This window comes from Desulfonauticus sp. (genome assembly GCF_055126295.1).
In genome coordinates this window covers 96,133-118,976 of sequence record NZ_JBSRHE010000003.1, presented here as the reverse complement: position 1 = coordinate 118,976, position 22,844 = coordinate 96,133, and the positions used below count along the sequence as shown (strand labels likewise).

General features: G+C 40.8%; 18 protein-coding genes. 8 read left to right on the top strand and 10 right to left on the bottom strand.

The window, feature by feature from the left end:
- Nucleotides 1-7 precede the first annotated feature (7 nt).
- The 4 genes from bamA to lysS are packed head-to-tail and all read right to left on the bottom strand — an operon-like array spanning nt 8 to nt 6,088.
- Nucleotides 8-2,674 carry an outer membrane protein assembly factor BamA gene (bamA, locus tag ACTCIM_RS02775; RefSeq protein ID WP_472313755.1) on the bottom strand — a complete coding sequence of 889 codons (2,667 nt, stop codon included), beginning with the start codon at nt 2,672-2,674 and terminating at the stop codon, nt 8-10.
- Entirely contained in the window at nt 2,658-3,341 is a 684-nt protein-coding gene (locus tag ACTCIM_RS02770; RefSeq protein ID WP_464278820.1) for an ABC transporter ATP-binding protein, read from the bottom strand. Before ACTCIM_RS02770 ends, bamA begins: the two co-directional genes overlap by 17 nt.
- 3 nt (nt 3,342-3,344) lie before the next feature.
- Nucleotides 3,345-4,574 carry a lipoprotein-releasing ABC transporter permease subunit gene (locus ACTCIM_RS02765; protein ID WP_464278819.1) on the bottom strand — a complete coding sequence of 410 codons (1,230 nt, stop codon included), beginning with the start codon at nt 4,572-4,574 and terminating at the stop codon, nt 3,345-3,347.
- Nucleotides 4,574-6,088 carry a lysine--tRNA ligase gene (lysS, locus tag ACTCIM_RS02760; protein WP_029966451.1) on the bottom strand — a complete coding sequence of 505 codons (1,515 nt, stop codon included), beginning with the start codon at nt 6,086-6,088 and terminating at the stop codon, nt 4,574-4,576. Before lysS ends, ACTCIM_RS02765 begins: the two co-directional genes overlap by 1 nt.
- A gap of 147 nt (nt 6,089-6,235) precedes the next feature.
- Between lysS and ACTCIM_RS02755 the strand changes: the two genes are divergently transcribed.
- Nucleotides 6,236-7,615: a sigma-54 dependent transcriptional regulator gene (locus tag ACTCIM_RS02755; RefSeq protein ID WP_472313753.1), complete on the top strand. Its 1,380-nt coding sequence runs from the start codon at nt 6,236-6,238 to the stop codon at nt 7,613-7,615.
- Between the two features lie 18 nt (nt 7,616-7,633).
- Complete coding sequence (locus ACTCIM_RS02750; RefSeq protein ID WP_464278816.1) at nt 7,634-8,821, top strand: pyridoxal phosphate-dependent aminotransferase; 1,188 nt, start codon at nt 7,634-7,636, stop codon at nt 8,819-8,821.
- Nucleotides 8,822-8,830: 9 nt separating this feature from the next.
- Here the strand turns inward: ACTCIM_RS02750 and ACTCIM_RS02745 are convergent, their stop codons facing one another.
- The 5 genes from ACTCIM_RS02745 to ACTCIM_RS02725 are packed head-to-tail and all read right to left on the bottom strand — an operon-like array spanning nt 8,831 to nt 15,643.
- Nucleotides 8,831-9,436: a LysE family translocator gene (locus ACTCIM_RS02745; RefSeq protein WP_464278815.1), complete on the bottom strand. Its 606-nt coding sequence runs from the start codon at nt 9,434-9,436 to the stop codon at nt 8,831-8,833.
- Between the two features lies 1 nt (nt 9,437).
- Nucleotides 9,438-12,545: an efflux RND transporter permease subunit gene (locus ACTCIM_RS02740; RefSeq protein WP_472313750.1), complete on the bottom strand. Its 3,108-nt coding sequence runs from the start codon at nt 12,543-12,545 to the stop codon at nt 9,438-9,440.
- Nucleotides 12,546-13,637 (bottom strand): efflux RND transporter periplasmic adaptor subunit, encoded by a 1,092-nt coding sequence (locus ACTCIM_RS02735; protein WP_472313748.1) that lies wholly within the window; start codon nt 13,635-13,637, stop codon nt 12,546-12,548. It abuts the gene before it with no gap.
- A 12-nt stretch (nt 13,638-13,649) separates the two neighbouring features.
- Nucleotides 13,650-15,026: an efflux transporter outer membrane subunit gene (locus tag ACTCIM_RS02730; protein WP_464278812.1), complete on the bottom strand. Its 1,377-nt coding sequence runs from the start codon at nt 15,024-15,026 to the stop codon at nt 13,650-13,652.
- Nucleotides 15,023-15,643, bottom strand: a complete 621-nt coding sequence (locus ACTCIM_RS02725; RefSeq protein WP_472313746.1) for a TetR/AcrR family transcriptional regulator — start codon at nt 15,641-15,643, stop codon at nt 15,023-15,025. The genes ACTCIM_RS02730 and ACTCIM_RS02725 overlap by 4 nt, the downstream gene beginning before the upstream one ends.
- 139 nt (nt 15,644-15,782) lie before the next feature.
- On the opposite strand from ACTCIM_RS02725, the gene ybgF reads away from it, so the two are divergent.
- The 6 genes from ybgF to xerC all read left to right on the top strand — a co-directional run bounded on the left by ybgF (nt 15,783) and on the right by xerC (nt 20,703).
- Nucleotides 15,783-16,529 carry a tol-pal system protein YbgF gene (gene ybgF / locus ACTCIM_RS02720; protein ID WP_464278809.1) on the top strand — a complete coding sequence of 249 codons (747 nt, stop codon included), beginning with the start codon at nt 15,783-15,785 and terminating at the stop codon, nt 16,527-16,529.
- 4 nt (nt 16,530-16,533) lie between these two features.
- Nucleotides 16,534-17,631, top strand: a complete 1,098-nt coding sequence (dprA, locus tag ACTCIM_RS02715; RefSeq protein ID WP_464278808.1) for a DNA-processing protein DprA — start codon at nt 16,534-16,536, stop codon at nt 17,629-17,631.
- A 69-nt stretch (nt 17,632-17,700) separates the two neighbouring features.
- Nucleotides 17,701-18,045 (top strand): hypothetical protein, encoded by a 345-nt coding sequence (locus ACTCIM_RS02710; protein ID WP_464278807.1) that lies wholly within the window; start codon nt 17,701-17,703, stop codon nt 18,043-18,045.
- Complete coding sequence (locus ACTCIM_RS02705; protein ID WP_464278806.1) at nt 18,045-18,884, top strand: HDOD domain-containing protein; 840 nt, start codon at nt 18,045-18,047, stop codon at nt 18,882-18,884. The genes ACTCIM_RS02710 and ACTCIM_RS02705 overlap by 1 nt, the downstream gene beginning before the upstream one ends.
- A 3-nt stretch (nt 18,885-18,887) precedes the next feature.
- Entirely contained in the window at nt 18,888-19,817 is a 930-nt protein-coding gene (locus ACTCIM_RS02700) for a GGDEF domain-containing protein (protein ID WP_029966418.1), read from the top strand.
- A complete protein-coding gene (gene xerC, locus ACTCIM_RS02695) occupies nt 19,786-20,703 on the top strand; it encodes a tyrosine recombinase XerC (RefSeq protein ID WP_472313744.1) in 918 nt (305 codons plus the stop codon). The genes ACTCIM_RS02700 and xerC overlap by 32 nt, the downstream gene beginning before the upstream one ends.
- A gap of 20 nt (nt 20,704-20,723) precedes the next feature.
- Here xerC and rnr read toward each other — a convergent pair whose 3' ends face one another.
- A complete protein-coding gene (rnr, locus tag ACTCIM_RS02690) occupies nt 20,724-22,832 on the bottom strand; it encodes a ribonuclease R (RefSeq protein WP_472313742.1) in 2,109 nt (702 codons plus the stop codon).
- Between the last annotated feature and the right edge of the window lie 12 nt (nt 22,833-22,844).

Here is a 22,844-nt window from a genome sequence, read left to right as displayed (position 1 = left end):
TTGATTTTTAATAAAACTGTCCAACACTAAATTCTAATTTCTTGGGGCGCTCTCCGTCAAGTTCGTCCAGGGCATAACCAAACTCCAGACGCAAGGGCCCCAAAGGAGAATACCAGCGGATACCTGTACCCACACTTTTATAGAGGTCTGTATCCATGCTTTCACTTTCATCCCAGGTATTGCCTGCATCAAAGAAAACAAGCCCCAGGATGCCCATTTCCTTGTAAAGGGGAAAGAGGTATTCCACATTGGTGAAGAACTCCTTATTACCACCTTTATAATCTCCATTGTCATACTTGGGAGCGATTTCCCGTCCAGGATATCCACGCACTGAATCAATTCCGCCTAAATAAAAGCGTTCAAAGGTAGGAATTTCTTCCTCGCCATTTTTGGTTACATAGCCTAAACGGAAATGCCAGTGAAAAATGTGTTCCCACCAGAGGGGTTTGTAGTAGCTAAAGTCATAAATGGTTTTGATAAAGTTATCATCTCCACCAATAACTCCTCCTGAGTACTCCAGAGAGAGGGTGTTTTTGGTGCCCCTGGTAGGATTTAAAAGCCTATCCGTAGTATCCCGGCTAATGGAAGCATAAAGAGTACTGGCCCAGTTATCTCCTTCCATGTCTTTGATGTCTTCATCTGCATCTTCGTCCACATTGGAGATGGTGTATTGTTCTAAACGATAGCTCCAGCTCAAGGCAGTGTATTCTCCTAAAGGATAGGCAAAGTTTAGTTTGCCACCAGTACTGGTTTTGTCAAAATCAAAATATTCTTCTGAGCTTCTATAGGCTGAAAAGCCTACCCCTAATTTGCTATCGTTATATCTTGGATTCCAGAAATAACCGGTATAACTGGTGCGTCGACCGCTAAAGGTGCCAGTAAGTCCAATAGCATAACCTTTTCCAAAGAGGTTACGCTTTTGGATTCTGGCAGTAAAAAAGACCTTATCCAAAGAAGAATAGCCTGCTCCAGCAGAAATCATGCCGGTTGGCTTTTCCTTTACCTTGACCACCAAATCCATTTCTGAAGGTGTGGAAGCAGGTACGGTTTGAATGTCTACGGTTTCAAAGTAATCTAGCTTGTTTAAGCGCACATTGGAGCGTTTTAATTTCTGGCCACTAAAGAGGTCTCCATCTACCAAACGCATTTCCCTACGAATTACATTGTCCCTGGTATAGGTGTTCCCTTCTATAAGTAGTCGCCTGATATAGACCTTTTCTCCCTTTTTAGGAATGTAGCTTACATCCACCACCTTTTCTTTAGGATTGGGATTTAGGTCTACATCACACTCAGCATAGGCATAGCCATAGTTGGTGTAAAAGTCTGCCAGCTTTTGGCTATCATCTCTAAGTACTGAACGGTCAAAGTATTCTTTGTCCCTGGCCAAGTCATCCATTTTTATCAGGCCATATAAGGTGTCCAGTGGGAAAAGTCCTTCTTCTTCAATGCTTACCTTCCCTACCCGGTAGCGTTCACCTTCATGTACTTTAAAAATAATGTAGATGCCATCCTCTTTAAATTTTACTTCAGGTTTGCCCACTTTGACCTCAATAAATCCTCTATTGCCATAGTAAGCCTCAATAAAGGCAGCATCCCTTTCCAGATATTCTTCCTTTAAAATACCTGTTCCTGTGAGCCAGGAAAAGATTCCCCGCTCCTGCAAGGCCAGTTCGTCTTTGATGTCATCAGGGTCTAACTGTTTAGCGCCTTCAATGGTAATCTTTTTTATGTAGAGTTTTTTACCTTCATCAATGACAAAAACAAGTCTTGCTGCTTTTTGGCCATCACCTTCCAGTTTATAGCTTACTTTGGCCTGGTAAAATCCCTTTTTACGATAGAGTTCTCTAATTTTATCCAGATCTTCAGAAACGATTTTTAAGTTTAAAATGGAACCTTTTTTACTGGAGATAGCTTCCAGAATGTCATCTGCATCAATTTCCTTGGCTCCTTCCACACTAATGGCTTGAATAAGAGGCTTTTCCTTGACTTCGATAATGAGTTTTTTCCCTTCAGGCACATCTGCAAGCCCAAAACGAATATCCTGAAAATAACCCAGGTCGTAGAGGTTTTTTAAATCTTCGTTTATGGTTTTGGGATCAAAGATATCTCCCTTTTTGGTTTTTAAACGCAGTAAAATGGTTTCCTTATCTAAGATTTTGTTGCCTTTTACTTCTATTTCAGCGATTTGTTCCTTTTTTAAGACTTCTAGTTTTATTTTTGCCACCAATTCATCTACTGCAGGCAAAAGGTTAATTAAACCCTTTTTGACTACAAAAAGGGCTTTGGCTGGCTTTAGGCCATAGGCTTCCACCAATCTGGTATCCAGGCTTATACTCTCACCCACCTGGCTAAAACTTCCATAAAGCCCCAGGTTGGCATCCAAAAGCAAAGAGAGGTTTTTTACTGTGCTTAAGTCCAGATACTCCACCTGTTCTTCTTCCAGGATCTTTTGCACCTTGTCTAATTCCACGGTCTGAAATCCCTGGGCTTCAAGGCGCTCTTTGAGAAGTTTGGGCAGACTTTCCTTAAGGTAGCTCACATCTTCAGGCCCGTTAATTTCAAAGGGGAAGACAGCTATGGTAATTTTCCCCAGGTCTTGAGCTGGACTTAAGCCGGGAAGGAGAAAGAGAAAAAATAAAAGGTAGATGCCTATGGAACTAAATTTTAAGCGCATGTAATTCTCCTGCGTGTAATTCATAGTGTTTATTCATCAGCCTGGCCAATTCCAGGTTGTGGGTGACCACCACGAGAGTGGTCTTTAATTTCTGGTTTAACTCTACCAGTAAATTGCCCACTAATTGTCCATTTTTTTCATCTAAATTGCCGGTGGGTTCGTCTGCCAGAATTACCTCTGGGTTGAGGGAAATAGCCCTGGCAATGGCCACTCGCTGTCTTTCTCCGCCAGAAAGGGTGGTTACTGACTGACTAGAAAGATTTTCAACTCCTACAAGAGAAAGGGCCTCTTTTGCAAGAGAAAAACTTTCTCTTTTGCTCAACCCCTGAATTATGCCAGGTAAGGCCACATTTTCCAGCACAGAAAACTCAGGCAAAAGGTGATGAAATTGAAAAACAAAACCTAGCGAGCGGTTGCGAAAAAAAGCCTTTTCCTCAATGGAAAATTTGAACAATTCCTTGTCCTTAAAAAAAATCTCTCCCCAGGAAGGCTCATCCAGGGTGCCCAGGATATGCAATAAAGTGGATTTGCCTGAGCCAGAAGTTCCCAAGATGGCCAGAGAATCGCCTGGAAAAATTTCCAGACAGATATTTTTGAGAATGGTGATTTTTTCTTTTCCGGGGTAAACTTCTTTTCCTAAGTTTTTTAACTTATAAAGTGGTTGCATAAACTACTCGTAGCGTAGAGCATTAGCTGGGTTTAGTTTAGCTGCCTGTTTCGCCGGGTACAAGGTAGCTAGAAAACAGAGCAATATGGCCATAACACCTATTAAGACCAAATCCAGAGGTCGATGCAAAATGGGTAGATGATCCAAATAATAAACATCTGCTGGCAGTTTAATGAACTGATACTTTTTGAGAAGAAAACTAATCCCCAGCCCCAGGGTATAACCCAGAGCAGTACCAATACAGCCAATAATGGTTCCCTGGAGCATAAATATTTTACGAATCCTTTGAGGCGTAGCACCCATGGAAATCATGACTGCAATGTCCCTGGTCTTTTCCATTACCAGCATAATCAGGGTTGTGATAATACTAAAGGAACCCACTAACACGATCATGAGTAAAATTACGCCCATGGCAGTTTTTTCCAGTTTAAGCGCAGAAAAAAGGTTTTGATTCATTTCTATCCAGTTGCGAGTGTAATAGGGAAAGTTGCCAATGGCCTTTAGAATCTGTTGGGCAATTTCAGGGGCCCTGTACACTTCAAAGACGCGTATTTCTAGAGCAGTAACGCCTTGTTGTTTAAATCCCAGGAGTTTACCTGCTTGAGAAAGGGAAACATAGCCCAAAGAGGAGTCGTACTCATAGACTCCGGTTTTAAAGATGCCCACTACCTCAAAGGTCTTTATCTTGGGTGAAAAGCCTGCACTGCTTTTTTCTCCACTGGGAGCCAGGATATTTACCTTGCTACCCAGGGTGAGGTTTAGTCTATCAGCCAATTCCTTACCCAGGATTATAGCGGGAAAGGGATTTTCCTGTTTGAGATTACTGCTTTTTCCCAGGATAAGAATTTTGTTTAGCTCAAATACTGAATCAGCCCCCAGAGGGTCGATGCCTCGTAGGACCAATCCCTTTACTCCTCCAGGCCCACTGGCCATTACTTCACTGTAAATAAAGGGAGCAACTGCCTTTACTCCTTTTATCTGGCTGATTTTTTCTTCCAGCTGATGGTAGTCGGTAATCAGGCCATTGTAGCTGCCCACTAGGACGTGGGCGTTAATCCCCAGGATTTTTTCCTGCAGGTTTTGGCTAAAACCATTCATTACCCCCAGGACAATGATAAGAGCAGCTACGCCTAAGGCCACTCCTAAAATAGAGATAAAGGTAATAACCGAGATAAAAGTTTGCTTCTGTCTGGCTAAAAGATATTTTTGGGCAACAAAAAGTTCAAATTTCATTAGCTAGAAGGAGTTTCTGGCCTTAAGAGCGGAAATAGAATTACCTCTCTAATAGAAGGAGAATTGGTTAGGAGCATGACCAGACGGTCAATACCAATTCCTTCTCCTCCTGCTGGAGGCATTCCATATTCTAAAGCCCGAATGTAATCTTCATCCATAAAATGGGCTTCTTCATCTCCTGCTTCTTTTTCTTTGACCTGTTCTAAAAAGCGCTCTTTTTGATCAAAGGGATCATTTAGTTCAGAAAAGGCATTGGCCATTTCTCTACCAGCAATAAAAAGCTCAAACCTATCAGTAATTGTAGGATCTTGTTCATTGCGTCTGGAAAGGGGAGATATGTCTGTGGGATAGTGGTAAATAAAATGAGGCTGGATGAGTTTGGGCTCTACTAAAAGGTCAAAAAGCTTGGCCTGCACTTTGCCCAGCTTTTCCCCTTCGATTACCTTTTCTCCCAATTTTTTGACCAGCTCTTTGGCTGTTTCATAATTTTGATATTCTTCTGGCTTTAAATTGCCTATTTTTTCCAGAGATTCATAAAAAGAAAGTTTGTTCCAGGGTGGAGTAAGGTCTATTTCATGCTCTCCATAAGGTATTTTCATGGAGCCGCAGACTTCCAGGGCCAGTTTGGAAAAGAGTTCTTCAGTGAGTTCCATAAGCATTTTAAAATCTGCATAGGCCATGTAGAACTCCAGCATGGTAAATTCTGGATTGTGCTGGGTGGAAATACCTTCATTTCTAAAATTGCGGTTTATCTCATAAACCCGTTCAAAGCCACCTACCAAAAGTCTCTTCAGGTAGAGCTCTGGAGCAATACGCAAGTATAACTGCATGTCCAGGGCATTGTGGTGAGTGATAAAGGGCTTGGCTGTAGCTCCACCTGGAATGGGCTGCATCATGGGAGTTTCTACTTCTAAAAAACCCCTTTGGTCTAAGAAATTGCGAATAAAACGCACAATTTGAGAGCGTTTAATAAAAATTTCTCTGGACCTGGGATTGACAATAAGGTCCACATAGCGCTGACGATAGCGTAGCTCCACATCCTTTAGGCCGTGGTATTTTTCGGGCAAAGGGCGTAAGGACTTGGTGACCAATTCTATTTGGTCTGCTTTGATGGTAAGTTCGCCTGTTTTGGTTTTAAACAGAGTACCCTTAACCCCTACAATATCCCCAATGTCAAACTTTTTAAAAACTTGATTATAAAATTCTTTGCCTAAAAGGTCCCTTTGGGCATAGACTTGAATTTTGCCAGAGTGGTCCTGAATATGAAAAAAGGTAACTCGCCCAAAGGAGCGCAGGGCCATAATCCTACCAGCCACTACAAAGGATTTATCTAGATTTTCCAGCTCTTCAGCTGGAAGGTCTTTATATTTTTCTACAATGGGTTTTATGTCATCCTGTTTGCGAAAGGTATTGGGATAGATGGCAATGCCATCTTGTTGAAATTTTAAAGCTTTTTCCTTACGCTGGCGAATAAGGCGATTTTCATCCTGTTGAGTTTGACTTTCCTTGTTCAATGTTCTGACCTCGTGTGAAAAATTAAAACAATTTAGTTATTTTAAATCGCTGCGGGCGTCAAGGAAAAGGAAGAGTGGGGGGAGGGAGTTTAAAATTCTCTTTATTTTCGTATTGAAAAGAATTGGCTAAAAGTTTAGAAGCTAAGTATGGCTAAAAGAAAAGTACTTTTTATTTGCAAGCCAGAGCTTATCACTCCTTTCTATGCTTTTTTCCAGGAGCAGGAAATAGAAGTGCTTTTGGCAGAAAATTTTTCAGGTGCCATTAAAAGCTTGCAAAGTGCAGAAGTAGAATTGATCTTTGTGCAGACTGGTTTACCTGGCTTTAGAGTAGAAGGCTTTTTGGCCTGGCTGGAGGAGAAGGGACACCAGGTTCCGGTTTACATCTTAAGCAAGCAAGGCAATAGTCTGGAAGCCAAGAAATTTTTAGAAGCAGGGGCCAAAGACTACTGGCTTTTGCCCTTAACTGAAGAAAAATTGGGCCTTCTTTTGTCCTTTCCCCAGGAAAAAAAGAGTGTACTTGCAGAACAGGAAAAGATTTCGTTTTCCAATAAAGAAATTCTGGGTAATCACCCAAAAATAAAAACCTTGCTGGAGTTGGCTAAAAGAGTGGCCAGGTCCAAGGCTTCGGTCTTGATTAGTGGAGAATCTGGCACAGGCAAGGAACTATTGGCCAGGTTTATTCATCAGCACAGCGGGCGCAAAGGCCCTTTTGTGGCCATTAACTGTGCAGCTTTACCAGAACATTTACTGGAGAGCGAACTTTTTGGCCATGAAAAAGGAGCTTTTACTGGGGCCATTGCCAGAAAATTGGGTAAGTTTGAACTGGCTAATGGAGGCACCATTCTTTTGGATGAAGTAACAGAGATGGACTTTAATTTACAGGCCAAGTTGTTGAGGGTACTGCAGGAGGAAGAATTTGATAGGGTTGGCGGTACAGAAAGCGTAAAAGTGGATGTAAGGGTGATAGCTACCACCAACCGGAACATTGAAGAGTGGATTAAGGAAAACAAGTTTAGAGAAGACTTATATTACCGTTTAAATGTAATTCCCTTAAAAATTCCTCCCTTAAGAGAAAGGGGAGAAGATATTTTGCTTTTAGCCAGTGCCTTTGTGCAAAAATTTTGCCTGGAGTATAAATTGGGCCCCAAGTTCTTTTCTGAAGAAGCCAAAAAGTGGCTTTTAAATTATAATTGGCCTGGCAATGTGCGAGAGCTTCAAAATTTGATGGAAAGGGCAGTTCTTATTGCCCAGGAAAATAAAATTACTTCCAAACACTTTCTTGTGGAAAATAGCCTGGAAGACTTTGTCCAGGAACAGGTAGAGGAAAAAACAGAAGAGCAAAGAGAAGACACTCTTTTAACTCAAGAGGTGTTGCCTTTGGCTGAAATGGAGCAAAAAATGATTTTGCGCAGCCTAAAACTTACAGGAGGTAACCGCTCTCAGGCCTCTCAGCTTTTAGGCATTTCTGTTAGAACTTTGCGGAACAAGTTAAATGAATATAAAAAACAGGGGATAAAAATTCCTTAAAGTGAAAGGAGAAAGTAAATGTACTTAAATAAACAGATAACAGGTTATCTGGAGAGAGCTTCCTGGATTCGCAAGATGTTTGAAAAGGGTAGAGAGCTCAAGCAAAAATATGGCCAGGACAGGGTCTATGATTTTAGCCTGGGTAATCCTGACCTACCTCCACCTCCAGGAGTTATAACTGCCCTGGAAGAAGTAAAAGAAAGGGCCAAGCAGCCCTTAGGGCTTGGTTATATGCCCAATGCTGGTTTCCCGGAGTTAAGGGAACGCTTGGCTGCTTTTTTAAGTAAAGAACAGGGAGTAAAATTTCAGGCTGAAGATGTGGTTATTACCTGCGGAGCTGCAGGGGGAATCAATGCCCTTTTGCGTGCCCTTTTAGAGCCAGGGGAAGAAGTGGTTACCTTTGCCCCTTATTTTGTGGAATATGGTTTTTATGCTGAAAACCATCAAGGTAAGCTAAGGGTAGTAAAAACCTTAGAGCCTGACTTTGCCCTGGATATGGAAGGCCTGGCCAGGGCTATTAGCAAGCAAACCAGGGTAGTGCTTATCAATTCTCCCAACAATCCCAGCGGGCAAATAATTAGTGAAGAAGAATTAGGCAAGATAAGTGATGTTTTGACTGCAAAGAGTAAAAAAATAGGTCATCCCATTTTCCTGGTAGCAGATGAACCCTACAGGTTCTTAACCTATGAAGGGGCTTTGGTCCCTTCTATTTTTAAATTTTATCCCTATTCAGTGGTAGTAAGTTCCTTTTCCAAAAGCTTGGGGTTAGCTGGCGAAAGAATCGGCTATGTGGCTGTAAACCCTCAACTGGAAAATAAAGAGGAACTGGTAAATGGCTTGATTTTGACCAACAGAATTTTGGGTTTTGTCAATGCACCAGTAATTGGACAATATTTACTTATGGCTGCTTTAGGAGAAGAAGTGGATAAAGAAATTTATTATAAGAGAAGAAGATTGATGGGTGAGATTTTAGAAGAAGCAGGCCTTAACTTTACCTGGCCCAGGGGTGGATTTTATTTTTTCCCTCAAGCTCCAGACAGAGAAGAGGGCAAGTTTATAGATAGTTTGCTGGCAGAAAGGGTGCTGGCTGTACCTGGCACTGGCTTTGGCTATCCTGGGTATGTGCGTTTTGCCTTTTGTGTACCAGAGGAAGTAATTAGTAGAGCCAGGGAGCCTATTTTAAGGGCAGTAGAAAAGCTTTCTTAAGTTTACAGGTTAAAAAAAGGCTTGGAGGTCTGCTACCTGCAGTGCGGTTAGAGCCAGTAAAAGAGCAAGGGTTAAATTAACCACTCTTTTTACTGGCTTTTTATTTAAGTGTTGATTTAAAATAGAGCCAGCTAAAGTCCAGGTGGAAATGGCCAAAAAACAGATGGTGGTGAGTAAAATATAGGTAGCCAGAAAGTAAACTGGTTCTTTAGGCATGTCTTTTAAAATAGTAGAATAGATGGCCAGACAATATAAGATGGCTTTAGGATTAAAAAATTGGAGATAAATACCCTTTTTAAAATCAAAGAGAATTTTATTTTCTGTTTTTAGTTCATAATTTGCCTTTAAGGTCTGAACACTTAAATATAAAATATAAATAGCCCCAAGTATTCCCAGGTAACTTTTGAAGCTTCCTAAAAAAGTTAAAAGCAGGGTAGAAAATAAAGAAGAAAGGATTAGGAGTAATAAAACCCCAAGAACGATGCCCAGAAGATAGGGTAAAGTCTTCTTATATCCGTAATTTATACCCATGATGCTACTGCTTATATTGTTAGGGCCCGGGGTAAAGGAAGTTATAAGGGCAAAGCTAAGCAAGGTGGAAAAGGTTTCAAGCATTTTATTTAGTAAATAAATTTTTTAAATCTTGAGCAATTAAAAACAAGCAGGGAATAAGGAGCAGGGTAATAAAAGTGGCAATTAGAATTCCAAAGCCCAGGCTTATGGCCATGGGGATTAAAAACTGGGCTTGTAAGCTTTTTTCTAAAATCATGGGCATAAGTCCAGCAAAGGTGGTAAGGGAGGTGAGAGTTACTGCTCGAAAGCGCTTTTGTCCAGCCAGATAAACTGCTTCAAAAGGCTTGTTTCCCTGTTGTTTTAGAAAGTTGGCTGCATCCACCAGTACCAGGGCATCATTTACAGCCACTCCTGCCAAGCCCACTATGCCAAACATACTTAAGATGCTTAAGTTAAAGCCTAAAAGCAAGTGCCCTAAAATAGCTCCTAGAATACTGAAGGGAATAGCAATCATGATGATTAGGGGCTGGCCGTAGGATTTTAAGGGAATGGCCAGAAGCACATAAATGAGCATAAGGGCCAGGATAAAACTTTTAAAAATATCCTGCATGGATTCCTTTTGTTCTTTTCCTTCGCCAGCCCAGGACCAGGATAGGTCTGGATATTGGGTTTTTAATTCTGGCAAAAGGGTCTTGGCCAGGGTGTTTCTTAATTCATTGGCATTGTTTTTGGTTTCATCCACATCAGCAAAAACTGTGACCACCCGTCGGTTATTTACCCTTTTAATCTGGGAATAACTTTCAGCTAGTTTAAAGTCAGCCACAAAGCTTAAGGGAACAAATTTGCCCTGAGGGCTTTTTATCCACATTTGAGTAAGGGTTTGGGCAGAGAGTCTTTTTTTCTCCGGATAGATAACCCTTACTTTAACTTCATCTTTATCCCTTTGAAAGTTTAAGGCTTCTGCTCCATAAAAAGCTGCTCGTACTTCTCTGGCGATGTAATTGCTACTAAGTCCTAACTCCAGGCCTAGGGGCTTTAATTTTAGCTGGAGTTCTTTTTTGCCCGGAATAAAGGAGTCTCCCACATCAAATACACCAGGTATTTCTTTTAATTTGGCCTGAAACAGGTTGGATATTTTAACTAAGGTGTTGTAATCTGGATGGGATAAATCCAAGGACAAGGGATAACCAAAGGAAAAAAGGCCGCTGGAAAAGTTCAGAGTCTCTACTCCTGGTATTTCTCCCACCTGTTCTCGCCATTTGTTAGCTAAAAAGGCAGAGCTTATTTTGCGGTATTCATTGCCCAAAAGTTCTACAAAGATTTGGGCCACATTACCTCCTGATTGGCCGCTTAAAACATTGGGTCCATGTACTTCCAGCTGGGTACCTAGAAGGGTTAGACTGTATTTTAAAAGAGGAGGGCTATCTGCTGGGCGGTTTTGTTCTGCCTTAGCTATTACAGTTAAGAGGTCTTTTTCTATTTTTTTTACAATCTTTTCTGTATAGCTTAAAGGCGTGCCTGGAGGCAAAGTGAGATTACAGGTAAGAAAATCAGACTCCACTTTGGGGAAAAAGGTAAACTTGATGAGTCCGCCCTTGACCACTCCTACGGCTAAAAGGAGCAGTAAGATGCAAAAACTAAAAAAGATATAACGGTAGTTAAGACAAAATTTTAGGGTTTTGGCATAGGGACCGGTTATAATTTTATTTAATAGTCTGGGTATAAACTGGGGTTCAGTTAGTTTTTGTTTATCCAGACTTCCCTTTAAGTGACAGGGAAGTATAAAAAGTGCTTCCACTAAGGATACAAAAAGAACAGTATTGACCACTATGGGAATGTTGCGCATGAATTTGCCCATCTGTCCACTACCCAGAAGCAAAGGAGAAAAGGCAGCAAGGGTGGTTAAAATAGAAAAGATAACAGGCCGGCCAACTTCATAGGCACCTTCTACACTGGCCTTAAAGGGTGATAGCCCTTGCTGGTGTTTGGTGTAGATATTTTCTCCAATTACAATAGCATCGTCTACCACAATACCCAGGACCATAATAAAGGCAAAAAGAGAAATCATGTTGATGGAAATGTCTGTAAAGGGCAAAAACAAAAAGGCTCCTGCAAAGGAAATGGGTATGCCCAAACTTACCCACAGGGCCAGGCGAAAGTTTAAAAACAGGCTTAAAGTTATAACCACCAGGATAAGACCAAAGGCCATGTTTTTTAACAAAAGCTTGATTCTATCTTTTAGGAGTTTGGAAGTGTCATCATAAACAGCCAGGTGTAAGTTGGGAGGGAGATATTTTTGGGTTTGAGCCACATATTCTTTTACTTCTTTAGCCACAGTTAGGGCATTTTGTTCACCTATACGATAAACCTGAATAAGGACAGCAGGCAGCCCCTGAAAGCGTACCTTTAAGTCCTCATCTTCAAAGGTATCTTGTACCTGCCCCAAATCCTTAACCCTTAGAATACTTCCATCTGGCTGGGTAATAAGGGGGATTTGCTCAAAGTCCTCTTTGGTATAACGCTTGCCCTTAAAGCGTAGTAAAATTTCACCTGCAGGGTCTTTAATCCTGCCCAAAGGCAGGTCCTGGCTATAGGATTTAATCTTTTCAGCTACTTCAGTTAAACTCAAGTTGTATTTACGTAAGGTCTGTTCACTTATCTGGATGTGGATTTCATTGTCCCTTATTCCAGAAAGGCTCACTAAGCTTACGTCAGGTAAGCTGGTTAGGTCGTCCTTTATCTTTTGAGCCTGTTTTTTTAGATAGGTTTCAGGTAGTTGACCATAGAGGGCCAGGTTTAGAACCTGATTTTTACGGGTAATTTTTTCTACAATGGGGTCTTCAGCCTCTTCAGGCAAGGTGTCCAATCTATCTACTTCTGATTTTATATCGTCGTAAAGGGTGCTTAAGTCGTAGTCTTTCAGTGCTTCCACCACGATAGTGCCCAAACCTTCGCTGGCGGTAGAGTCTATTTCTTTTACTCCACTAAGGCCAGAGACAGCCTCTTCAATGGGTTTGATGATACTTTCTTCTATTTCCTCTGGGGTAGCACCACTATAGACTACACTTATGGTAACCTTATCTAAAGTGACTTCTGGAAATATTTCCACCTTAAATCCCAGGCCAATAATAATGCCTCCTAGAAGCAAAAAGGCCATAAGCAAATTGGTAGCCACATGATTTTGAGTAAACCAGGCAATTATACTGCGCATTTACTTCACCCTAACCTTTAGTCCTGAACTAACCTCACCTAAGGGAGTGGTCACAACTTCTGTCCCTGACTTGAGGCCTTCTACCAGGAGAAAGTCTTCTTCCTGTTCCCAGACTTTAACTGGACGCATTTCTATGGTCTGCTCTGGTGTTAATATCCAGACTGTATTTAAATCGTGCACACTGGAAACAGGGATTTTAGCCAGACCTTTCTTAAGTTTTCCTAAAAGGGTGACTTGAACAAACTCCCCTGGCTTTAATAGGGGAGAATTTACCTGTAGGTAAATGTCTATAAGACGGGTAGATTCTTCAATTTGTGGCCCGGGTCGCCACCTGGTAGAAGTAAAGGTTTTATCCAGACTGGGTACATAAATCTGGGCCCTGCTTTGAGCGCTGAGGTAGGAGATTTTTTGAGGCTCCAGGGGCACTTTTACTTCCAGAGAGTCCAGAGCATAGTAGGTTGCCAGGCTGGTTCCAGCATTGATGTAGGTTCCCAGGCCCACTTTTTTTTCCAACACCACCAGGTCATAGGGAGCAAAAAGCTCAGTGCGTTTTAGGTTTAACTCTGCTTGCTTTAGCTTAGTCAAAGCAATTTCTTTGTTGGCCAGAGCCTGTTTTAATTCTGGCTCTTTGGCAATAAGGGGTGGTACCTGGGCTTCAGGGCCATGTTCTAATTTATAGGCTTCTATGGCTTGCCTGGCCTGGGCTTGAATCAAAATAAGATTGCTTTCTGCTTGAATTAAGTTGTTCTGGGCTTGGGCAAGGGCCAGTTGATAATCTTTGGGGTCTATTTTGAGGAGCAATTCCCCTTTTTTTACAGTGCTTCCTGGTTTTAGTTTGGGAGAAATATAGAGGACTTTGCCACTTACCTGAGGGGTTAAGCTACCTATTTCCCGGGCTTCAATCACGCCCTGGGCTCTAATTTTTAATTGAGAAGAAAAGGTAGTTATCTTTAGTGTTTCTACCAGGGGCACATTTAAATTCTTGGAAGTGGAAGATAGATTTGTTTTTTTACTGTTCAGAAGTTTAAAAATAAATATACCTATAGCCAGAATACAAAAAACAATAACTCCTCTAAGTAGTATTTTTTTCATAGGAACCTCTTTTTACCAGTCTCCACCTAAGGCTTTTACCAGGTTTATTTGATTAAGCAAAAGGTTTAGCTTGTTTTCCTCCATCTCTAACTTGGTTTGGAGATAGTTTTCTTCTCTTTCTTTTAACTCCAATAAAGATAGCTGGCCATATTCATACTTTATCTTAGCTAATTCTAGAGATTTTTTTTGATTTTTTAGGTATTGCTCAAGATTCTGGCGCTGCTCCAAAAGGATTTTTCTCCAGTTTAATACTTCTTCTACTTCTTTAAAGGCAGTGAGCAAGGTGTTGGCATATTCTATTTCTTCTTTTCTGAAGTTAAGAATGGCGATTTCTTCAGCCTTTTTTAATTTTCCTGCCTGAAAAATGGGCTGGACCAGTCCCAGAGCCAGATTCCAGAGAGAACTTTCTGGTGTGAAAAGGTTTTTTAACTCTGTACTGCTATAACCAAAAGTGGCTGTAAGGGTTATTTGAGGGAACCTGGCCTTTCTGGCTATTTGGGCTTTTGCCTCAAGCTCTGCCAATTTTTCTTCCTGGGCCAGGATATCTGGTCTTCTTTTTAAAAGAGAAGAGGGTAAACCAGGATTTACCTGGAGCACATCTAAAGAAAAGTGAGACCAGGGAGAAGTAAAAATATCTTCCCGGGGATATTGGGCCAGAAGCAAGGAAAGGGCATAGATTTTACTTTTAAGGGTGTTTTCTAAAGCAAGAAGTTCATTTTTCCTCTGCTCTACCAGATTTTCAAAGTTAAGCAGGGTAGAAAGTTCACTTATACCCTGAGAATAGTTTAATTGCGCAAGCTGGTATTTGGTTTGAGCTAGCTTTAAAAGTTTTGTTAAAAGTTCTTTTTTATACTTTAAAAAGGCAATATTTAAATATAAACTAGCTCCTTCAGTGAGCAAACTTTGTCTTAGGGCAATTTGTTCGTATTTACCCTGCAAAAAGGTATGCCAGGCAGACTGTCTTTGCTGGCTTAATTTTTGGAATAAATCCAGTTCATAGGAAGCGTAAAGACTTAGAGAATAGGTGTTGCCAAGGGAATATTTTTTATCTCCTGTAAGGGAAGAGATGTATTTTCCTTCTCGTATTACACTTCCCTTTAAATCTATTTGAGGATATAAAGTGGAAAGTTCCTGTTCGTATTGTTTTTTTAAAATTTGGAGGGCAAGGCTGCTTTTTTGTAAGTCCAGACTAGAAGTTTTAATTTGCTCCAGGATATTTTCCAGGTGTTTGTCTTTAAACCTGGTCCACCACCTTCCACTATCACTTTCTTCAGGATTAGCACTTTCTAAATAGGTGGAAGGTATTTTTATATAATTTTTGCGTTCCAACTTTAAATTGGGGCTACAGCCCAGAAGTAAACACAAAAACAAAGCAAAAAATTTTTTCATTTAGTTATTCCTTGAAGTCCCTGGGCTAAGAGAAAGCTTATCTTTTCGCCTATAAAGGGAATTGGCTCTGTTTTTATTTCGGGCAGAATGTGAGGCAAGCTCTTGCTGACCAGATTAAAATGAACTGCCACGCCTATTATGCTCAAGGCATAAACCTTTTTTTCTTCCTCAGAGAACCGAGAAGGAAAAATTGTCTCTAAGTAGTTGCTTAAGAGATTTAGCATGGGGTGAATGGCTTCTTTTAACACCATGTCCAGAGCTTCACTGGACTCTCTGAATTCTCTTTGAATTAAAGCATGGTGATATTTTTTAATGTCTTCACAAATGGGACCGGTTAAAAAACTGGTCATCACTTCCTGGACAAAGGTCTGGATATCTAAAGGTTTTTTGGCTTCCAGATTTTTTTGCAGGTATTGTCGCTGAAGATAAGCCCTTTTTAGCCAGAGTTCTTTAAATACAGCCAGGTACAAGCCCTTTTTGCTTCCAAAATAATAGTTAACTGCACTTACATTGACCTGGGCCTTTTGGGTGATTTCCCTTACACTTACGGCCTTAAAGCCTTTTTCACCAAAAAGTTTTTCAGCTACTTCTAAAATTTTTTCTCTGTTGGACTGCATGAAATGCGGGTATAAAACAAACGTTTGTTTGTCAAGATGCTATTTTTCTACTTTTTTAGTATGCTTGAAAAAAATATTTTTTTTTCTTAAGGGAAAATGAATCTAGATTTAGTTAAACCCTTAAGCTGGAGAGAGTGCAATGAAGAAAGAATTTATTTGGTTGCTGGTACTTTTGGGAATGCTTGGAGGATGTAGTAGTTATAGACAAGACCCCAAGGTAATGTCTCAGTCCCTGGAATGGCGTCTGGAAAATCTGGAAAGCAGTTCTTTGGCTTATGGAGAAGAGCTAAGGAAAAATCAAAGGGAATTAACTGCAATTAAAGAGGAATTAAAAAATCTGCAAAGTTCTTTGCAGGCCTTAGAACAAAAAGTTACTGCTTTATCTCAAGCAGAGGCAAAAACAGAAGCAAAGGGTACAGAAGAAAAGATGCAAATTGAATTAATTCCTGGCCCTGGACCAGAAGAAGAACTGGAAGTTAAGCTTGGGGCGATGCAATCTCAAAAAGACTCTTGGACGGATAAAAAGTTGTATGAAAAGGGTTTAAAACTGGTATTAGAGGGCCAATATAAGTCTGGTCGTAAGTTTTTAAAGCAACTGCAGGAAGAATATCCCCAGAGTAAGTTACTGCCCAATGCCCTTTATTGGATTGGAGAAAGCTACTATGGAGAAGAGCTTTATGCTCAAGCCATTCTGGCCTTTAAGCAGGTAGTAAATTCCTTTCCTAAGAGTGAGAAGGCCAGTCATGCTTTACTTAAAATTGCCTATGCCTATCTGGAATTGGGAGATAAGGATAATGCCAGGTTTTATTTAAAGGTTTTACTGGAGGATTATCCCAAAAGTGATGTAGCTGCAAAAGCAAGAATGAAACTTAAGAGCTTGAGTTAAAAAATTGACCAGAGAAAAGGAACTATTTGCCTTTTTAGTTTTAAGAGAGATAAAAGGAGTTGGCCCTGCCAGGATAAAAAGAATAGTTTTAGACTATAAAAGCCCTTATCTTTTTTTAGAAGAAGCACGAAAAGATGTAAAACTGCTTTCAAAATTGGGAATCAACTCTTTAGAATTAGATGGTTGCTGGCAAAAGGCCACTTCTCTGGTTGAAGAAATTTTAAAAAAGAATGTCTCTTACCTGCTTTTTACTGATGATAATTACCCTTCCCTGTTAAGAGAAATAAGTACACCTCCTCCTCTTTTATTTTATAAGGGCAGGTTGTCTTTATTACAAAAAACCAAGGTAGCCCTGGTGGGAGCCAGGAGATGTACAGCCTATGGTTTAAAAATGGCTGAAGAACTGGCTAGCACTTTAAGTGCAGCAGGGATTTGCGTGGTTTCTGGCTTGGCTGTGGGGATTGATGCCAGGGCTCATTCTTTTGCCCTTAGAGGAGAAGGCAAAAGTATAGGGGTCCTGGGTTGTGGCCTAGATGTGGTTTATCCCAGGCAAAACAAAACTCTTTTTGAACAAATGCAAGAACAAGGTTTATTGTTGAGCGAATTTTTACCTTCTACAGAGCCTGAGCCGCAAAATTTTCCCCTTCGCAATAGGATTATTAGCGGGCTTTCCCTGGGAGTAGTGGTAGTGGAAGCAGCTAAAAAGAGTGGTTCTTTAATTACGGCTCAGTTTGCCCTGGAGCAAAATAGAGAGGTGTTTGCTGTGCCTGGTACCTGTAAAATGAATTCCTTTGCTGGGTGTAATGCTTTGATTCAACAAGGGGCTTATCTTATACAAGAGCCAGAAGATGTACTGGAAATGCTTGGTTTGGAGACAAAAGGTTCTTTTTCTGAACCCAAAACAACCTCTGGGGACTTTTCGGATTTAAGTGTAGAGGAAAAACAGATTCTAACTCTTTTACAGGAAAACCAGGAGATGCATTTAGAAGATATTCAACAGGCCCTGCCCTTTTCATCTGCACTGTTAAATAGTATGCTTTTGCAACTGGAAGTAAAAGGACTTATAACCAGAAAGCCAGGTCTCTTTTACTCTTTAATCTAAGAAAAGACTTGATTTTATTTGCAAGAAGAGGAAAGTAAAAATAGCAGTTATTGGTAAGAGGAGAAGTGCATGCAAAAAATTCCCATCAATCTGGCCAAGCCTGGCATGGTCCTGGAAAAACCAGCTACCAGCGAGACCGGGCAGGTGCTTTTGGCAGCAGGGGTTAGCCTTACGGAAAATCACATTCGCATCCTGGCTAACAAGGGGATAAAGTCCATTGTGGTAAAGGGAAATCCCCTGGACCTGGAGGGGCTGGCTTCTGCTCCTTCTTTTGAGAAGCGGATTAAAAGAATGGATTATCTTTTTCGTCATCAGGATGACCCTTTTATGTTAAAATTAAAGAATTTTTTGCAAGAATACTTTCAGCACAAAGCCCTGGCAGAGATGCAGACTCCAGAAGAAGGGAGTGAGTAATGGAAGATTTGCAATTGGAAACCAAGAAAAAGGTTTTAGCAGTCAAGGACTTGCCCACTTTACCCAAGGTATTGGAAGAAGTAAGCAAACTGGTAGAAGACCCCAATTCTTCAACAGAAAAAATTGCCAAAGCTATCTCCAGGGACCAGGTTTTATCAGCCAAGGTCTTAAAAATGGTCAATTCTCCCATTTACGGTTTTCCCAGAAGGATATCTACCATTCAACATGCCCTGGTACTTTTGGGTTTTAATGTGATTAAAGGGCTTATAATTAGCACTTCTGTATTTGATATTATGACCAAGTCCATGGTGGGACTTTGGGAACATAGTTTGGGCTGTGCTTTAGCTGCTTCGGTTATTGCCAAAAAGGTAGGTTTTAAGGACCCTGAGGAGTATGCAGTGGCCGGGCTTTTGCACGACCTGGGCAAGGTAATTGCCCTGGTTCAATTGCCAGAGCTAAAAGAAGAAGTGGATGCAGTGGTAAAAAAAGAAGACCTAAGCTATTATGAGGCAGAACGAAAAGTAATGGGCTTTGCTCACGACAGGATAAATGCCTGGCTGGCAGATTACTGGAATCTTCCTTTGCGTTTGCGAGAGGCCTTGGCCTGGCATCACAAAGTAAAGAGCGCTCAACACCATCCCGATATGGCCGCAGTGGTCCACCTGGCTGATTTTATTACCAGAGCCTTTGAAGTGGGTTTTGCTGGAGATGACCAGGTAAGTTTTGTCTATCCAGAGAGTTTAAAAATACTTAAACTTTCTTTAAATGACCTGGAAGATATTCTGGATAATTTGGGAGAACAGTTTTTAGAACTTTCCCATTTCACTCCTGACGAATAAAATATGAATAAACAACAGGATTTTTTTCTTATTTCCAACTCTGTTGAATTGTTTAAAACTTTGAAAAAATCCTTTCCTGCAGCCAATTGGACTGTTTTTGAGCGTGGTAGCGGAGCTATAGAATTTTTATTTAACAATCCTCCTCAACTACTTTTGCTTGATAAGGATTTAAAAGATGTTGACCCCTTGCATTTGGTTTCTCTTTTTAAGAGTGAAAATGTTTATCGCCAGGTACCAGTGGTTTTAATTTTAGATAAAGAAGACCTGCCCAGTATAGACTTTACCCATCTAGAAATAGATGACTTTATTTTAAAGCCCATAAAAGAAGATATTGCCAGAGTGCGTTTAACTCTTATTTTAAGTAGGGCAGCCAGAAGCCTGGATGCCAATCCTTTGACCAAGCTGCCAGGTAATACCTCCATTATTCAAAAGATACAGAGTTTATTAGACCAGCAAAAAGAATTTGCCCTGGCTTATGTGGACCTGGATCACTTCAAGTCCTTTAATGACAAATATGGCTTTTCTAGAGGTGATGAAGTTTTGATGATGACAGCTAGAATTATTGTCAACACCATAAGGGCTATTGGTGGTCCTGAGAGTTTTGTGGGACATGTGGGCGGAGATGATTTTATTTTTATTGTGCCTACTGATAAGGCAGAAAAGGCCTGTGAATTGATTGTAGAAAGCTTTGACAGTATTGTTCCTAATTTTTACGACCCTGAAGATAGAGAGCAGGGTAAAATTGTTTCCACAGATAGGCAGGGAAAAGTAAGAGAATTTCCCTTAATGGCAATTTCCATTGCTGTGGTTTTTAACTATGGTCAGTTAAAACACTATGGTGAAGCTGCACAAATTGCCATGAACTTAAAGAAAGTTGCCAAGAAAAATCCCAAAAGTAATTATGTCCTGGATAGAAGAAAACCTTCCTCATAATTTACAAGTTTTTATTGCTTATTTAGAAGTAGAAAAAGGCTATTCTTTAGCTACTCTTAGAGCGTATGCCACTGATTTAAAAGAGTTTGAACTTTTTTTAAATAAGGTAAAAAAAAGTTTAGACTCTCCTGAAAAGATTGTAAAACCAGATGTCCTTAGCTTTATTCAGGAGCTTTATGCTAAAAACTTAAGTAAAAGTTCTTTAGCCAGAAAGCTTTCTTCTCTAAGGTCTTTTTTTCGCTTTCTTTTAAAGCGTAAAAAAATAGAGATCAATCCTTTGTTGGGCATAAAAAATCCTAAGCAAGAAAAGAAGATTCCCAGAGTATTAAATGTGGACCAGGTAATAAACTTACTGGAAGTGGAACTGGAACCTTCCCCTAAAAACCTAAGGGATATTGCCCTGGCAGAACTCATTTATGGGTCAGGACTTAGAATAAGTGAAGCCCTGGGGTTAAACCTGGAGGATGTAGATTTGGGGCAAAGAGTGGTAATTGTTCTGGGAAAGGGGCAAAAGGAACGCATGGTACCTTTAAGTAAAAAGGCTGCGCAAAGGTTGTTAAATTATCTTCGGCAAAGAGAAGCCTTTAATCCCAGTTTGCGGGAGCAGGCCTTTTTTTTAGGAATACGGGGAAAACGCTTAAATCGTCGCCAAGCCAATCGTATTTTGTTGCGCCTGGCTAAAGAAGCCAGACTTAATTTTAATTTGAGCCCTCATACGCTAAGACATACCTTTGCCACCCATTTACTGCAAGCAGGTGCTGATTTGCGTACAGTACAGGAGCTTTTGGGCCATAGCAGGATTTCTACCACCCAACGCTATACCCACCTTAACTTAGAAACCATAATGCAAATCTACGACCAGGCTCATCCCAGAGCCAAAGAATAGGTTGGAAGTAGAAGAGTTTTTTAATCTTCTTCTTTTAAGGCAAAATCCACCTGTAATCTATCTAAATCAGCCCTTTCTAAGACAACTCTTACTTTTTGACCCAGCACAAAGCGTTTTCCTGTGCGCTCGCCTCTTATTTCCTGTCTATCTGGCAAAAAGGAGTAATAATCATCACTAAGGCTGGAGAAGCGCACTAGGCCTTCGGCCATAATTTCTTCCAATTCTACCCAAAAACCAAAGTCGCTTAAAGAGGAGACAATGCCAGTAAACTCCTGTCCTATCCTCTTTTCTAGAGCTAAAATAGAGGCCCTTTTGAGCATCTCTCTTTCTGCTTCCATGGCCTTGCGTTCTTGTAAACTTAGGTGCTCTCCCAGTTTCTGGAGTTTTTTTAGCTTCTTTTTTCGGGGAAAATCTCCCACCAATACCTTTTTTAAGGCCCTGTGTACCACCAGGTCTGCGTAGCGTCTAATGGGAGAGGTAAAGTGACAATAGGAAAGAGAAGCCAGGCCAAAGTGGCCTTCATTTACAGGGCTGTATTTGGCCTGCATCATGGACCTTAAAAGTAAGCGATTGACCAAAAAGGCGAGTTCAGTGTGCTCTGCTTTTTTTAAGAGGTCCTGCAGGTCTTTAGGAGAGGTTTTTTCAGGAAGTTTTTCTGCTAAAGTGGTTGTTTTTAGAAGTTTAAATAAAGAGGCTAACTTTTCAGGGTCAGGGGCAGGATGGACACGATATAAAAAGGGCATTTCCTTTGTTTCTAAAAATTCAGCCACTGCTTCATTGGCAGCAATCATAAATTCTTCTATTACCTGATGGGAAAAATACCTAAGCCTTGGCCTTACTTCCAGAAGGCCTTCTTGCAGATTAAAATGAATTTCTGGTTCTGGTAAGTCAAAGTCAATACTGCCCCTTTGCTGGCGAAGTTTTTTTAACTGGGAGGCAAGTTCATAAGCTAATTCCAGCATGGGAAGAACAGGCTCCACTTCTTTTTTAGCCTGAGTATCTCCTTTTTCCAGGGCCTGGTGTACCTGGGTGTAAGTTAGCCTAAATTTGCTTTCAATTACTCCAGGATAGAATTTGGCCTTTTGTTTTTGTCCCTGCTTATTAAAGTCCATTTCTGCAACCATGACCAACCTGGGGACATGGGGGTTTAAGCTGCAAAGACCATTGGATAGGGCCGGGGGGAACATGGGCTCTACTGAGAGGGGGAAATAATAGGAGTTGCCTCTTTCCAGGGCTTCTTTGTCCAAAGCAGAGCCAAAGTCCACATAGTGGGAGACATCAGCAATAGCCACAAAAAGTTTATAGCCCTGGGCTGTCTTTTGCACACAGATGGCATCGTCAAAATCCCTGGCCTTGGCCCCATCAATGGTAACAAAAGGCAGGGAACGCAAATCCGTACGCTGGTCAAAGTCTTTTTCTTTGGGGTGGGCAGGCAATTCTGTTACTTCCTTGAGAACTTGAGCAGGAAAGTCTGTAGGTATGAGATGGTTTATTTTGACCATTTTTTCCTGCACACTCAGGTCTTTTTCTGGACCTAAAACATCTTCCAGGGTAGCAGACCAGAGAGAAGGCTCTAGAGGGGCTTCTGGTTTTAAAGTAAGTAGGGAGCCTGGTTGTAACTTTTCTGGACTTTCTATGACCAGGGAAAAGTGAAGCCTTAAATCCGTAGGTTGAGTTAAATACACCTGAGAGCCAATTTTTTGCTTTACCTTGGCTACGATTTTTTCCCTTTTCTTTTTTAGAACTCTGACGATACGCCCTTCTGGGCTTTTACCTGTTTTAAAGGGTAAGATAGCTACCAGGACTTCGTCTTCATGCCAGGCGTCTTCAAAGTTGTTGGGGTGTACAAAGATATCCTTGCGCCTTTTATCTTCTGGAATGACAAAACCTATGCCTGAACCCTGAATTTCTAATACTCCCTTTACCAGGGGCAATTTTTCCACCAGGCACAGGGCTTTTCCTGTTTTGAGGATTTTCCCCTGCTCTTCCAGTTCCTTAAGAATTCTTTTGACCGCTTTTTTGAGGTGTTTTTTCTTGCCTAAAAGAGTGTAGATTTCTTTAGGAGTTAAAGGTTTTTGTTTTTTACGAAAAATTCTAAGTATTTCCTGTTTATTTATTTTTTGTTTCATAATCTTCCTTAT

Coding starts and splice junctions, on each gene's coding strand:
- bamA (WP_472313755.1), bottom strand. CDS start 2,674: ATGCGCTTAAAATTTAGTTCCATAGGCATCTACCTTTTATTTTTTCTC.
- ACTCIM_RS02770 (WP_464278820.1), bottom strand. CDS start 3,341: ATGCAACCACTTTATAAGTTAAAAAACTTAGGAAAAGAAGTTTACCCC.
- ACTCIM_RS02765 (WP_464278819.1), bottom strand. CDS start 4,574: ATGAAATTTGAACTTTTTGTTGCCCAAAAATATCTTTTAGCCAGACAG.
- ACTCIM_RS02755 (WP_472313753.1), top strand. CDS start 6,236: ATGGCTAAAAGAAAAGTACTTTTTATTTGCAAGCCAGAGCTTATCACT.
- ACTCIM_RS02750 (WP_464278816.1), top strand. CDS start 7,634: ATGTACTTAAATAAACAGATAACAGGTTATCTGGAGAGAGCTTCCTGG.
- ACTCIM_RS02745 (WP_464278815.1), bottom strand. CDS start 9,436: ATGCTTGAAACCTTTTCCACCTTGCTTAGCTTTGCCCTTATAACTTCC.
- ACTCIM_RS02740 (WP_472313750.1), bottom strand. CDS start 12,545: ATGCGCAGTATAATTGCCTGGTTTACTCAAAATCATGTGGCTACCAAT.
- ACTCIM_RS02735 (WP_472313748.1), bottom strand. CDS start 13,637: ATGAAAAAAATACTACTTAGAGGAGTTATTGTTTTTTGTATTCTGGCT.
- ACTCIM_RS02730 (WP_464278812.1), bottom strand. CDS start 15,026: ATGAAAAAATTTTTTGCTTTGTTTTTGTGTTTACTTCTGGGCTGTAGC.
- ACTCIM_RS02725 (WP_472313746.1), bottom strand. CDS start 15,643: ATGCAGTCCAACAGAGAAAAAATTTTAGAAGTAGCTGAAAAACTTTTT.
- ybgF (WP_464278809.1), top strand. CDS start 15,783: ATGAAGAAAGAATTTATTTGGTTGCTGGTACTTTTGGGAATGCTTGGA.
- ACTCIM_RS02710 (WP_464278807.1), top strand. CDS start 17,701: ATGCAAAAAATTCCCATCAATCTGGCCAAGCCTGGCATGGTCCTGGAA.
- ACTCIM_RS02705 (WP_464278806.1), top strand. CDS start 18,045: ATGGAAGATTTGCAATTGGAAACCAAGAAAAAGGTTTTAGCAGTCAAG.
- ACTCIM_RS02700 (WP_029966418.1), top strand. CDS start 18,888: ATGAATAAACAACAGGATTTTTTTCTTATTTCCAACTCTGTTGAATTG.
- xerC (WP_472313744.1), top strand. CDS start 19,786: ATGTCCTGGATAGAAGAAAACCTTCCTCATAATTTACAAGTTTTTATT.
- rnr (WP_472313742.1), bottom strand. CDS start 22,832: ATGAAACAAAAAATAAATAAACAGGAAATACTTAGAATTTTTCGTAAA.